General features: G+C 71.9%; 11 protein-coding genes. 5 read left to right on the plus strand and 6 right to left on the minus strand.

What is annotated here, in order from left to right; all coding sequences use genetic code 11:
• Nucleotides 1–8: 8 nt before the first annotated feature.
• Nucleotides 9–1,385, minus strand: a complete 1,377-nt coding sequence (locus ACILSK_RS02200) for an adenosylmethionine--8-amino-7-oxononanoate transaminase (RefSeq protein WP_395725453.1) — start codon at nucleotides 1,383–1,385, stop codon at nucleotides 9–11.
• Nucleotides 1,386–1,764: 379 nt separating this feature from the next.
• Here ACILSK_RS02200 and ACILSK_RS02205 point away from each other — a divergent pair, with 379 nt between their 5' ends.
• Together ACILSK_RS02205 and ACILSK_RS02210 are read left to right on the plus strand one after the other, a co-directional pair.
• Nucleotides 1,765–2,928: a hypothetical protein gene (locus ACILSK_RS02205; RefSeq protein WP_395725454.1), complete on the plus strand. Its 1,164-nt coding sequence runs from the start codon at nucleotides 1,765–1,767 to the stop codon at nucleotides 2,926–2,928.
• Nucleotides 2,929–2,972: 44 nt separating this feature from the next.
• Nucleotides 2,973–4,325 (plus strand): lactonase family protein, encoded by a 1,353-nt coding sequence (locus ACILSK_RS02210; protein WP_395725455.1) that lies wholly within the window; start codon nucleotides 2,973–2,975, stop codon nucleotides 4,323–4,325.
• A 62-nt stretch (nucleotides 4,326–4,387) separates the two neighbouring features.
• On the opposite strand, the gene ACILSK_RS02215 is transcribed toward ACILSK_RS02210, so the two are convergent.
• Nucleotides 4,388–4,894, minus strand: a complete 507-nt coding sequence (locus ACILSK_RS02215) for a hypothetical protein (RefSeq protein ID WP_395725456.1) — start codon at nucleotides 4,892–4,894, stop codon at nucleotides 4,388–4,390.
• 218 nt (nucleotides 4,895–5,112) lie between these two features.
• The gene (locus tag ACILSK_RS02220; protein WP_395725457.1) at nucleotides 5,113–6,333 is read right to left on the minus strand and encodes a cation:proton antiporter; all 1,221 of its coding nucleotides are present in this window, start codon (nucleotides 6,331–6,333) and stop codon (nucleotides 5,113–5,115) included.
• Between the two features lie 147 nt (nucleotides 6,334–6,480).
• Between ACILSK_RS02220 and ACILSK_RS02225 the strand changes: the two genes are divergently transcribed.
• Entirely contained in the window at nucleotides 6,481–7,203 is a 723-nt protein-coding gene (locus tag ACILSK_RS02225; RefSeq protein ID WP_395725458.1) for a flavodoxin family protein, read from the plus strand.
• Nucleotides 7,204–7,345: 142 nt separating this feature from the next.
• Here the strand turns inward: ACILSK_RS02225 and ACILSK_RS02230 are convergent, their stop codons facing one another.
• On the minus strand, nucleotides 7,346–9,328 hold the full coding sequence (locus tag ACILSK_RS02230; RefSeq protein ID WP_395725459.1) for a thiamine pyrophosphate-binding protein: 1,983 nt from the start codon (nucleotides 9,326–9,328) through the stop codon (nucleotides 7,346–7,348).
• Between the two features lie 96 nt (nucleotides 9,329–9,424).
• On the opposite strand from ACILSK_RS02230, the gene ACILSK_RS02235 reads away from it, so the two are divergent.
• Nucleotides 9,425–10,078 (plus strand): hypothetical protein, encoded by a 654-nt coding sequence (locus ACILSK_RS02235; RefSeq protein WP_395725460.1) that lies wholly within the window; start codon nucleotides 9,425–9,427, stop codon nucleotides 10,076–10,078.
• 41 nt (nucleotides 10,079–10,119) lie between these two features.
• Here ACILSK_RS02235 and ACILSK_RS02240 read toward each other — a convergent pair whose 3' ends face one another.
• Nucleotides 10,120–10,368 carry a zf-HC2 domain-containing protein gene (locus ACILSK_RS02240; RefSeq protein ID WP_395725461.1) on the minus strand — a complete coding sequence of 83 codons (249 nt, stop codon included), beginning with the start codon at nucleotides 10,366–10,368 and terminating at the stop codon, nucleotides 10,120–10,122.
• Nucleotides 10,369–10,580: 212 nt separating this feature from the next.
• On the opposite strand from ACILSK_RS02240, the gene ACILSK_RS02245 reads away from it, so the two are divergent.
• Nucleotides 10,581–12,866, plus strand: a complete 2,286-nt coding sequence (locus tag ACILSK_RS02245; protein WP_395725462.1) for a LuxR C-terminal-related transcriptional regulator — start codon at nucleotides 10,581–10,583, stop codon at nucleotides 12,864–12,866.
• A gap of 177 nt (nucleotides 12,867–13,043) precedes the next feature.
• On the opposite strand, the gene ACILSK_RS02250 is transcribed toward ACILSK_RS02245, so the two are convergent.
• Nucleotides 13,044–13,359: sigma factor-like helix-turn-helix DNA-binding protein (locus ACILSK_RS02250; RefSeq protein ID WP_395725463.1), on the minus strand; the 316-nt coding region annotated here is incomplete at its 5' end.

Here is a 13,359-nt window from a genome sequence, read left to right on the forward strand (position 1 = left end):
GCCCGGCACTACCCCGCCCCGGCGGCGACACTGGCCGTCGCCGCCGCCTTCATCGCGGTGCAGATCATCGCTACCTCGGCGTCGGACGCGACGTAGGGGGGCATGGTGTAGATCAGGTCGCGGAACGGCCGCAGCCACACGCCGAGATCGACGGCAGCTCGGGTCGCCGCGGCCACATCGACGTCGCGGTCCAGCTGGATCACACCGATCGCGCCGAGCACGCGGACGTCCGCGACGCCGGGCATGCGGTCCAGGCCGGCCAGGCCGGCCGTCAATCCCGCCTGGATGCGTCCGACGTCCGCCCGCCAATGGCCGTCCGACAGCAGGTCGACGGAGGCCAGCGAGACCGCGGCCGCGAGCGGATTGGCCATGAACGTGGGCCCGTGCGCAAGCACACCGGCGCCGCCGTCCGAGATCACCTGGGCCACCGGCGCAGTGCACAACGTTGCCGCCATCGACAGATATCCGCCGGTCAAGGCCTTGCCAACGCACATGATGTCCGGGCTGATGCCGGCGTGATCCGCGGCGAACAGCTGACCGGTCCGGCCGAACCCGGTGGCAATCTCGTCGAAGATCAGCAACACCTCGAAACGATCCGCCAGCTCCCGCAACATCCGCAGGTACCCCGGGTGGTGAAAGGTCATCCCCCCGGCACCCTGGACAACCGGTTCGACGATGATCGCCGCTGAGTCGTCTGCGTGCGCAGCGAGGCATTGCTCCCATTCGCGGACGTAGGCGGGGTCCACGGGGGCCGCAAACCCCGCCGGCGGCGCCGAAACGAACACCTGCTCCGGCAGCAGGCCCGCCCACCATGCATGCATCCCGCCGTCCGGGTCACACACGCTCATCGGGTGCACGGTGTCGCCGTGATAGCCACCGCGCCAGGTCACCAACTTCCGCTTGCCGGCCCGGCCGGCCGCCCGCCAGTACTGCACGGCCATCTTCGCCGCGACCTCGACGGCGACCGACCCCGAATCGGTGAAGAAGACCTTCTGCAGCGGCTCCGGCGTGATCTGGACCAGCCGCTGGGCCAGCGCGATCGCCGGCTCGTGGGTCAGCCCACCGAACATGACGTGACTCATCGAGTCCAGCTGCCCGCGGATCGCCGCGTTGAGCACCGGATGGCCGTATCCATGGATGGCCGCCCACCAGGAGGACATCCCGTCCACCAACTCGACGCCGTCGTCCAGGCGCACCCGAACCCCGGCCGCCGACCGGACCAGCAACGGAGGATGGACCGAGGGCAACGGACTGTACGGATGCCACACGTGCGCGGCATCGAACTCCAGCAGGGCGGCCGCCGACGAATCGGCGGCGGGAATCACCCGGTCATCCTCGTGCTCCACCAGGCCGCGAGAGGGCGGCAGGCCAACGGACACCTGCATCGCACCTCGACCTCGCCTCGCCGATCCGGACAAACCACGGGTCACCCTATCCGCGTCGCCGGGGATTCGCGGGCGATCCCGGCCCGTGGGCGCGGTATCAACGGCGAATCACTCGGTCGGCTCCGCAGCCACCGGCCCCTGGTCGCCACCGTGGGGCCGCGGTTCCGGAGTGGTCTGTCACGACCCGGGGTGGCACCGGGACACACAGATGCCGTTCTGCTCGTCGAGTCAACTCGTTGCTCGCGAGCGGCTCTCGCCCTGTCCACAGTCGGATAGGCGCGGCGGCAACCCCTTTCCGTCCGGCTGATGCCGTGACCCGACCGGAGGTCAGATGTCCCCCACGCCCAGATCGCTTGCAACGCGCAGGTTCACCCGATCGATGCTCGCGGCCGCCGCACTGACCCTGGCCGCCACCGGGTTCACCGCGGCCACGGCCGCCGCGACACCGGACGCGCCGAACACGGCGATGCAGCGAAGCGGCCCACCGCCGGCCATGGACGATCCCCGCCCCGCGCCACCCGCGGTCGCCGGGTATTACCCGGTCGGCTACGCCCAACAATCGATCCTGCCCGCCGCGCGGATCGACACCGTCGCCGGCACCGTCACGCTGCCGCTGTACGAAGGACGGATGCGGGACGGTCGACCCGTCTGGTACGTCGTCACCGACGCTTCGGACCGGCAGTTGGCGCGCCGGTACCGGGCCAACTACTCCGCCAAACTCGGCAACGCCCCGGCCACGGCGGTGCGCAGCGCGTCCCTCGTCGGCGAGACCCTGGTGTTCGACCGCGGGACGGTCGATTTCGCGCCCGAGCGCCGGGTCGTGCCCGGTCCGGCACCGCACGCCTTCCCGCCCCTCGCGGCCGTCCCCGGCTCGGTCGGCGACGACGACTACTCCCCCCTGGTGCGGGTCCGCGGGTCGAACGCGGTGCTGAATGCGACGATCGTCGCGTTCGACGTGGCCGCGGCCGACATCGAATTTCCGAACGGGAATGTCGACCACGCGAAGGTGATCGACCGGGCGACGGCCATCTCACCGGCCCGACGGACCGTCACGTTCGCGACGAGCCCGGCCACCTCCGCGGGCCGCGCCGTGTTGTTCGTCAGCCTGGACTCGAACTCGGCCCTGGTCTCCGCGTTGGAGGCGACCACCTACGCGCCGCGACTGTCCGGTCTACCGGTCGGCACGGGCAACCGGCCCGGCAGCGCGGTCTCGGCCAACTACGTGGTCACCAATGGTCCCACCGGCTCGACCAACCCGCAGCGGCAGGGCCTCGACAGCGCGCTGTCCGACCCCGGCGCGCAGGTGCTGGACGTCTTCGCCACCGTGCCCGGCATCGTCGCCGGGGACAGCTACAGCCCGATGTGGGATCTGCAGGTGAGCACGTGGTCCGACGCGGCCGTCGCCAGCGGGCACCGCACCGCGCTGCACGGTGAACTCGAAGCACTGGCCGCCGCCGGACGCGGCGACCTGACCAACCCGGACGGCGCCCCGCTGTCCGCCAGCGGGCTGATCTCGAACTGCCCGGTGCTGGCTCACTTCTGACCGATTCGATCCACCACCCGCGACCCACCTCACCTGGAGGAACCATGAGGATCCGCACTGCCATCGTCCCGGCCTTGGCCGCCGCGATCGGCCTGGGTACCGTCCTGCTCGCCGGCTCACCGGCAATGGCCGGCGGTTCGCCCGGCGGCCCGCCCGCGAGCACGACCCGCCCGGTCGGCGCCGTGTTCGTCGGCACGAACCACAACAACTCCACCGACCCGTCACAGCCGGCCAATCAGGTCGTCATGTACCGCCGAGGCAACGATGGAACGCTCACCAAGGCCGGCGTTTTCGACACCGGCGGGCAGGGCTCGGGCCCGTCCCAGCGGTTCGCCGGGGACGGGCTGGGCGCCGGCGAATCGGTCCGGCTGTCGGAGGACCAGCGCTGGCTGTTCGTCGCCAACGCGGGCAGCAACTCGGTGTCGGTGTTCCGCGTGCACCCGGATCGGCTGGAGCTGACCGACGTGGAGCCGACCGGAGACGGGTCGGCCGGGCGGCGGTTCCCGAACAGCGTCGCCCAACACGACGACCTCGTCTACGTGTTGAACAGCGCGGACCAGGGCAGCATCACCGGCTTCCGGCTCACCACCCGCGGGAAGCTCGTCCGCATCCCCGGTTCCACCCGCGAACTGGCGGCGAACCAGCAACGGTTCACTCCGGACCCGCTGTACGACCCGGCCCAGGTCTCCTTCACCCCGGACGGCAGCCGGCTGGTCGTCTCGATCAAGGACGGACCCGACCCGGCGCTCGCCCCCGGAACCGAGGCGACCGGGCCCGGCCGGATTCTCACGTTCGCCGTCGACCCGTCCGGTCGTCCCGCGAACACGTTCGTGCGGACCGATTTCGGCCACCGCGGACCGTTCGGCTTCTCCTTCGACCGGCGGGGCAACCTGCTGGTGGGCGAGTTCGTCGGCGGACCGGTCGAGGACGTGGGCGGGGTCACGTCGATCACCGGGGCCGCCGGGTCGTACCGGATCAACCGCGACGGCACGCTGACCCCGATCACCCCCGGCGTGCCCGACCATCAGCTGGACACCTGCTGGCTGGTGAACAACGGCCGCTACGCCTTCGGCGCGAACTACAGCTCCGGCACGGTCTCCAGCTACCGCGTGGGGCCGAACGGCGCCCTGACCCTGCTCAACCCGGTGGCCGGCACCACCGAGCACCCGGGCAACGTGCAGGGCAGCACACCGCTGGATTCGCGGGTCAGCCCGGACGGGACCTTCCTGTACGTGGTGCTGCCCGGCTCCGGCAGGGTGGCCGGATGGCAGATCCGGGACGACGGGTCGCTGCGCAAGGTCGGTGAGTTCGGCGGGCTCCCGCAGACCGTGAACGGCGACCAGGCTCCCGTCGACTTCGGCGCCGGCGGCAGCCCGGCCGGTATCGCCGTCATCTGATCGTCCGGCATGACGACGCCCGCCCCCGGTGATCCACCGGGGGCGGGCTTCTCGCGTTCCGGTCAGCCGCGGCAGACGGTGCCCAGGTACTGGGATCGGCCGCCGTCGGGGAAGGTGAAGGTACCGCTCGCCCGGATCGAGCCGGTCGCGCCGGACAACTGGCCGGTGCCGCCGACGATCGTCTGCAGGTCCACGATCGATCCGTCTCCGCCTGCGGCGAACGAGCCGGCGTTCTTGACGATCAGCGTGCCCCGCCACTGCTTGAACCGGCCGGTGATCGTGGAGTCGGAGGTGAACAACGAGACGGTTGTCGCCGGGGTGTCGGCGGTGGTGACGATGCTGCTCGCCGTCCCGGCGAAGGAGGCGTCGATGTCGCCGCGGTAGGTGCCGGCGATGCACAGGCCGACGGGCGACACGCAGTCGGGGCCGCTCGCCGGGTGTTCGACGTAGCTGCCGCGGACCTCGATGCAGCGTTCGCCGGCCGCGGACTGTCCGGCCGACAGGGCGAGCGCGGCGATCACGGCCACGCCGGTCATGGTTGCGGTGCGCAGCTTTCGTGGCACGTTCATGGGGACCTCCCTGCCCGGTGGAGCCGGTGCCCGGCCGGGCACCGGCTTTCGTCAGGTGAGTACGCGGTCCCGCGCGGTTGTGACGGTCCGGCGCGGCGCCGTCGATCACGTCGGCGTCAGCCCTTTTCCGCCCCCGGCAGCACGAGTCGGCCGGCGGCGCAGCCCGCCCGGCTCGGCGTCCTGCCCGACGGCCCGGCTCGGCGGGTCGACCGGGAGCCTCAGCTCGCGGGGTCGGGCGCCGCGAGCAGCGGTTCGGCGGCGACGGGCGTCCGACGCCGCAACAGCACCAGAGCCACGGCCGGGAACACCGCGACCGACAGCAGCCCGGCACAGATCAGGGCGGCCGCGATGACCGGCGACATCAGTCCGGCGGCCGTGCCGATCTGGGTCGCGGTGACGATGAACGGCAACGAGGTGGCCTGCAGGAGCGCCGATGCCGCCGTCTCCCGCCCGCGCAACGATCGGGCCCACAGCAACGCCGGGATCCCCCGCACCAGCAACAGTGTGGCCAGGAACAGCGGGACCAACGCCACCGCGGATGGGTTGTCGAGCAGCCCGCCGAGGTCGAGCCGCACCCCACTGGACACGAAGAAGATCGGGATCAGGAACCCGTAGCCGATCGCGTCCAGCTTGGCCCGGAACCGTGGGTGCGACGAGGCATCCCGGTCGACCAGCCCGACCAGCGCCCCCGCCAGGAACGCGCCGAGAATCGTCTCCAACCCGAACCGGGAGGCCAGCACGACCAGCGCAATCATCAGTAGCACCGCGATCCGGACCCGGATCTCGGCGGTGGTGTCCTGCAACCGCTCCAGGACTGCGCCGATGCGCCGGGATCGGCGGACCCGCAGCAGCAGCATGGCCGCCACACCGACGAGTCCGGCGAACAGGATCAGCAGCACCGCGTGCTCGCCGACCGACCCCCCGGAGGTCGAGAAGAACAGCGTGAGCAGCACGATCGCGCCGAAGTCGGCGACCGAAGCCGCGGCGATGGTCAGCTGCCCGACGGCTCCGTCCGACCGGCGAGCGTCCTTGAGCACCGCGACGACCAGGCCCAGCGAGGTCGCGGACAGGGTGATCGCCACCAACATCGGCGACCGGACCCACCCGGCTGCGGCGGTCGCCGCGCCCACCCCGACGCCGAGCAGCACCGTGATCAGGTAGCCGAGCGACGCCAGTCGCAGCACCCGGCCGCGCAGCCGGCCGAGGTCGATCTCCAGTCCGGCCAGGAACAGCAGGAAGGCCAGCCCGAACACCGCCAGGATCTGCACCGGCAGGTCGACCTCGACCCAGCCGAGGACGCTGGGCCCGATCAGCACGCCGACGACGATCTCCAGCACGACCGACGGGATGCGCAGCCGCGGCGCGCCGCCGAGCAGCAGCGGCACGGCCACCGCGACTCCGAAGACGAACAGCAGGTTCTCGAACGACACGTCCGGCATGCCGACCTCCATGCAGAGAGTCCCGATGCCCGATGCGGGCTTGGGTGTGGTCTCGCGCGGGCACCCGAGCGTCACACTCGACCGGGCCGCGGTGACTCACCTGGCGTTTCCGTCGTGCTCCCCCGGGAGCCTGTCGAGAGGTCACCGATGGCCGAGTCCGCAACGCCCGCCCGCTACGACGATCTGCGTGCGCTGTTCGTCAACTGCACCCTGAAGAAGTCCCCGGAGCCGAGTAACACCCAAGGTCTGATCGACGTCAGCAAGCACATCCTGACGACCAACGGCGTCCGGGTCGACGAGATCCGTGCCCTCGACCACGAGATCGCGATCGGTGTGTGGCCCGACATGACCGAGCACGGCTGGGAACGCGACGAGTGGCCGGCCCTGTACGAGCGGGTGATGGCCGCCGACATCCTGGTGCTGGCCGGCCCGATCTGGTTGGGCGACAACAGCTCCGTCATGAAAATGATCATCGAACGGCTCTACGCGTGCTCGCACCTGCTCAACGACGCCGGCCAGTACGCCTACTACGGCCGGGTCGGCGGCTGTCTGATCACCGGCAACGAGGACGGGGTCAAGCACTGCGCGATGAACGTCCTGTACAGCCTGCAGCACCTGGGCTACGTCATCCCGCCGCAGGCCGATGCCGGGTGGATCGGTGAGGCCGGTCCCGGCCCCTCCTACCTGGATCCGGGGTCGGGCGGCCCGGAGAACGACTTCACGAACCGGAACACCACGTTCATGACCTGGAACCTGATGCACCTGGCCCGCCTGCTCAAGGACGCCGGCGGCATTCCCGCGCACGGCAACCAGCGGTCCGCCTGGGACGCGGGCTGCCGGTTCGACTTCGAGAACCCCGAGTACCGCTGACCGCGGGCGCTCCCCGGGGGGCGCTGCCGGCTTCGCTGATCAAAGCCGCGGCAGAATCGGGCGAATCTGGCGCCGGGCGCGGGTTTGATCAGCGAACCGGCGAGCCCGGCCGCGCTCCGGACCTCGGCGCGGCCGAGGCCGATCACAGCAGGTCGGCGTCCTGATGCACGTGCAGCAGCGCCGGCCCGTCCACCGCGAACAGGCGGGCCATCGCGTCGTCGAGTTCGCCGCGGGCGTGCACGGGAATGCCGACCGCCCCGCACAGCGTCGCGAACGCCGCCCAGTCCGGGTTGCGCAGCGAGGTGTGCCAGACCGGGTAGTCGGCCGCTAGCTGTTCCTTGGCGATCTTGCCGAGGGATCCGTTGTCCAGCAGCACGTGCTTGACCGGGATGCCGTACTTGACGGCGGTGGTCACCTCCATCGCGTACTGGCCGAACCCGCCGTCGCCGGTCACCGCGACCACCGGGCGGCTCGGATCCGCGGCCCAGGCGCCCACCGCGGCCGGGTAGCCGAACCCGATCGACCCGAGGTAGCCGGACATCAGCACGGGCTGCCCGGCCGACTCCAGGTAGCGGCCGAGCGAGTAGGCGTGGTTGCCGACGTCGACGGTGACGACCGCGTCCGTCGGCAGGTGCCGGGACAGCGCGTCGAAGACGGCCGCCGCCGATACGCCGCGGCCACGGTCGTCGGCCACCCGGCGGGCCTTCTCGGCCCGCCAGATCGCCCACCGTTCGGCCACATCCGGTCGCTGGTCCTGCGCCGCCACCCGGTCCAGGGCGGCGGACACCGCGGTCAGGGTGGCGCCGGCGTCGCCGACCAGGCCGACGCCGATCGGGTCGAACCGGCCGATGGCGGCCGGGTCGTCATCGATCTGCACGACCGGCTTGTAGGTGGCGATGCCGGTGTGGTTGGAGAACGACGCGCCGACGGCGATGACCACGTCGGACTCGTTCATCAACCAGCTGGCGACCGGAGTACCGCTGCGGCCGAGCACGCCCGCCCCGAGCGGATGGGTGTCCGGCACCAGGCCCTTGGCCTTGAAGGTGGTGAGCACGGGCGCGCCGAGCCGCTCGGCCAGCGCCAGCAGTTCGGCTCGCCCGGACCGGGCCCCGTGGCCGGCGACGAACACCGGCCGCCGGGCGCCGCCGATCAACGCAGCGGCGGTGGCCAGGTCGGCCGCCGGCGGGGTCCCGGCCGGCCCGGACAGCCGCCCGGTCGGGGTGCCCGCCGGCACCTCCGACGGCTGCACCTGGACCTCGTCGGGCAGCACCAGGTGGGCCACTCCGCGGCCGTCCACGGCGTGTTTGACGGCCAGCGCCGCGAGTTCGGCGTGGTTGCTGCCGGCCTGCACCGTCACCGAGGACACGGCAACGTCGGCGAAGACCGATGACAGGTCCAGATCCTGAAACGCGCCGCGGCCCAACACGTTCGACGGGACCTGGCCGGAGATCGCGACCACCGGGGACCGATCCAGCCGGGCGTCGTACAGGCCGGTGAGCAGGTTGGTGGACCCCGGGCCGGCGATGGCCAGACAGGCGGCCGGCCGCCCGGTGAGCTTGCCGTACGCGGATGCGGCGAAGGCCGCGGCACCCTCGTGCCGGATCCCGATATAGCGGATCTCGCCTCGCTCCTCGGCCCGGCGCAGGGCGTCCGCGATGCCCAGGTTGGAATGCCCGACCATGCCGAAGAACTGGGTGACCCCGAAGGCGACCAGGGTGGACACGATCACGTCGGCGACCGATCGGGCGGCCGGCGTCGGCGCGGGCAACCGGACGTAGGTGCCGTCGACGTCCTGCCGCACCGGGAAGCCGGGGACCGCGTCGTCGAACCCGCCGGGCGGCTGGCCGGTGATCGGGTCGTAGTCGTAGCCGTGCCACGGGCAGCGCAGCAGACCTTTCTCGATGGAGCCCTCCCCCAACGGGCCGCCCTGATGGGGACACCGATTCTCCAGCGCCCCCAGCCGGCCGCCGCATCGCGACATCGCGAGGCTCCGACCGTCCACCACCACGCTCGTCACCCGCCCGTCGGCGGGGAGCCGGTCATCGGGCACCCGGTACCAGGATCCGTCGCCGTCCGGAGCACCCGGTGCCGTCGCCGGCACGTCACGGCCTGCCTCGATCGTCATGTCACGCCTTTCCTCGACCCGGTACTCACCCGTGCACGGTCAGTACCGTGACCCTCCGATTCGTGACGCCGACCACCCAGGACCCCAAGGACCCCGATGAACACGATGAACACGATGAACACGATGAACACCGAGGCACTCGACCGGCTGACCCGGACCCGGGCCGCCCTGCACGCGGTCGCGGAGGTGCTCGTCGCCGGACCGCAATACGCCGCGCGCGGCGACATCCGGCTGACGGTGCGTCCCGACGGCTTTGCCGGCTGGGTGACCGGCGGTGCCGCGGTGGCCGGAACGGACCTGGTGACCCCGACCGGACGCGTTCCGATCCGCGGCCGGCTCGGCGATCTGGCCGCGGCCGCCGGCATCGAACCCCGCCGGTTGACCGACGTCTACTCCGGGGGGCCGACGATCGGCCTCGACGATCGGGTCGACCTGGACCCGGCAGCCGCCGGTCGGATTCTCGGCGCGCTGACGGCCGGCGATGGCGCGCTTCGCGAGCTGGACCCGACCGAGCAACCCGTCCTGTGGCCCGAGCATTTCGACGTCGGGATCACCGTCGACCAGGTGAACTACGGGGTGTCCCCGGGCGACTCCCGGATCGCCGCGCCGTACGCCTACGTCGGTCCGTGGGCGGTGCCGGCCGGGGAGTTCTGGAACCAGCCGTTCGGCGCGGCGCGGGAGCTGCCGAGTCCGGCCGACCCGGCCGGCATCCTCGAGTTCTTCCGGACGGGCCGGGCGCAGCTGGGTTGATCGGGCCGGCATGCCGGCCCGCCCTGCGGGTTGCCCGAGCGTCAGGCCGGCCGGTGGAAGTTCCGGAACGCCTCGAGCAGGGCGGCCTCGGCCGGCCCGGACAGCGGCGAATCGACGATGCCGCCTGATGTGTCGATGGTCCGGCGGATCTGCTCGACGTAGTGCCGGCAGCCCTGGCATAGCAGCAGGTGCTCCTCGAACGCGGCCGCGGCACGCGCGTCCATCACCCCCTCGAGGTAGTCGGTGACCAGCTCGACGATCTCGCTGCAATCGAGCCCCCGCGCCGCCATCCGGGAATCCCTTCGTCGAGCGATCCGGAACACATCCATTGCGCCTGGACCCTGCTGCATCCAGGTCGCCGGAGCCGGCGAGGACGCTGGCCGACCGGTGGTCGCCCGAGCCCGCCAGGGCGCCGGTCGACCCTTAGTGTGTCCCACGAGCGACGCCGGCGTGACAGCCGGATCGACAGGACCACGACGACCGGGTGGGTGAGTGCGGCCGGATGACCCGAACCCGTTCACCGGGGTTCCCGGACCCGCCCGATCCCGGCTCGTCCGAACCCCCGATCGCCGCCGACCCGACCGGTGGGGTGATCGCCACCAAACTGTTCACCCCGCGATCGCGGCACCCGGTGGTCCACCGCCCGCGGCTGGATCAGATCCTCGACCGGGCCGGCACCGTGCCGCTGACGCTGGTCGTCGCACCGGCCGGCTGGGGCAAGAGCACTCTGGTCGCGGACTGGTTGAGCCGCGCGGGCCAACCGAGCGGCTGGGTGTGGCTGGAACGCACCGAGGACGATCCGATCCGGTTCTGGCGTCATGTCCTGCACGCCGTTTCCGCTGCCGTCCCGGCGGCCGGCCGGCCGGCGTTGTCGGTGCTGGACACCGCCGGGGTGGACATCGACCGGGACGTGCTGCCGGCGCTGGTCAACGCGTTGGCCGCGCCGACGACGCCGCCGCTTCTGCTGGTGCTCGACGACTTCCACGCGGTTCGCAATGTGGTGGTGCACCGGCAACTCTCCCGGCTGCTGGACCACCGGCCGGCCGCGCTGCACCTACTGGTGCTGACCCGGTCCGACCCCCCGTTGACCATCGGCCGGTTGCGCCTGCAGGGCGAGGTGGTGGAGATCCGCAGCGATGCACTTCATTTCACCGTTGCGGAGGCCGCTGAACTCATGCGGGGACGGTTGCGTGAGCCGCTCCCCGAGCCAGACGTGCGGCGGCTCGTCGAACGGACCGAGGGCTGGGCGGCCGGCCTGCACCTGGTCGCGCTACGACTGGGCGGGCTGCCACCTGGTGCGGCGGACGACCCGTCGGCGTTCATCGCCCGGTTCACCGGTGCGGACCGGCACGTCGTCGACTATCTGGGCGAGGAGGTGCTGGCCGGGCAGGACCCGTCCACCCTGGACTTCCTGTTGCGCACGGCGGTGCTGAGCCGGCTGTGTGCGCCGTTGTGCGCGGCCGTGACCGGCCGGGCCGACAGTGCCCGCGTGCTGGACGAGATCGAGCGCGCCAACCTGTTCCTCACCCCGCTGGACGACGAGCATCGGTGGTTGCGCTATCACCAGCTGTTCCGGGACATCCTGCTGCACGAACTGAATCGGACCGCCGCCGCCGAGATCCCGGACCTGCACCGACGCGCCGCACGGTGGTACGCGCGGCACGGCGACCAGCATCAGGCGATCCGGCACGCCGTCGCCGCCGGAGATCGACGGACGACGGCGAACCTGATCGCGGCGGCCTGGCGACGGACCTTCAACGCCGGTCAGCTGCGGACGGTCGAGTCGTGGCTGCGCGGACTGTCCGATGAGGAAGTGACTGCCGACCCGAGGCTTACCGCCGCGCGGCTCTGGCTGGCGATCGATGCGGGTCGGTTGGACAGCGTGGAGGTCGAACTCCGCCGGATCGAGGCGGTGGGGCCGCTGACCGGCGACGCCCGGTTGATCCGGGCGCTGCACACGTTCAAGACCGGTGACGTCACCGGTGCGGCGGCCCGGTTGGTCGGCATCGACCCCGGCGGGGGTGCTTTCGATCTGACCGTGCACAGTCTGCTGATCGGGGTGACCGCCCTCTGGCAGGGCGCGCTCGACCGCGCCGATGCCGCCCTCGACGAGGCAAGCCGGCTGGCCGACCGCGACCGGAACCGGCTGGCCGGCATCTACGCGACGGGGTGCCGGGCGCTGGTGACGGTCTTGGACGGCAGGCCGGACGCCGCCGACGACCGGCTGTCCGAGGCGCAGGTGCTGATCGAGCAGGCCGGTGATCGGCACTTCGTCGCCGCCTTCCCCGCGCTGGCCCGGGCGCATCTGGCGCTGGCCGGCGAGAGCTGGGTCGCGGCCGTCGCGGCTTCCCGCGACGCGGTCCGGTTGGCCGGCCGCGGCGCGGGTGTCATCGAGCAGGCCGCCGCCGCGATCACCGCGGCCCGTGCGCTGCGCCGAGCGTCGCCCGAGGAGCCTTCCGCCGCCGACGATCTCGTCGCCCGGACGCGGGCGCTGCTTCGCCGGTGCGCGGATCCCGGGCCGGTGGTGCTCGCCTGGCTGGCTGCCGAACCGGCGGCCGTCGGCCGTCCCACCGCCGGCCCGTCGACCGACGGGCCGCCGCCGCTGACCGAACGCGAGATCGACATCCTGGCCCTGCTGCCCGGGCCGATGACGCAACGGGATCTGGCGGCGGCGCTGTTCGTCAGTCCGAACACGCTCAAGACGCACCTGAGGTCCATCTACCGCAAGCTGGGCGCACAATCGCGGGCGGACGCCGTACTGCGGGCTCGGCGAGCCGGCCTGCTGTGATTCCGGGCGGGCGGGCGGTGCGGCGGTCCGGGGCGGCGGGTCCGGGCAGCGGGCCCGGCGCGGGACGGTGCCTGAGCCAGGCTGATGAACTCAGCAGATGTCGCCCGAGATGCCGGTTCTCGGGCCGAGTTGATCAGCCTCGGGTGTCGTGATCGTCGGCCGAGCGACCCGGCCGGGTCAGCTCCGGTAGTACCCCTCCAAGACCGTGCGGAGCGCCGATCGACCACGGTGCAGCAGCATGCGCTGGTTCACGGCGGTGAGGTCGAGCAGCCCGCAGACCTCGTCGCTGGACAGCCCGTGCACGTCACGCAGGGTAACGACGATCCGCTGCCGCTCGGGGAGGTCGTCGAGGGCCCGTTCGACCAGCGACATCGTTTCCCGGGCCACTGCCCGGTTCTCCGGTTGGTGCCACGCCTGTGGCTGCCCGGCCGAGGTCCAGTGACCGGGATAGGACCCGTCCGGCCCCTGGAAACGATCCGGGTCGACGACCGGC

It is taken from the genome of Nakamurella sp., from assembly GCF_044224575.1.
GTDB lineage: Bacteria > Actinomycetota > Actinomycetes > Mycobacteriales > Nakamurellaceae > Nakamurella.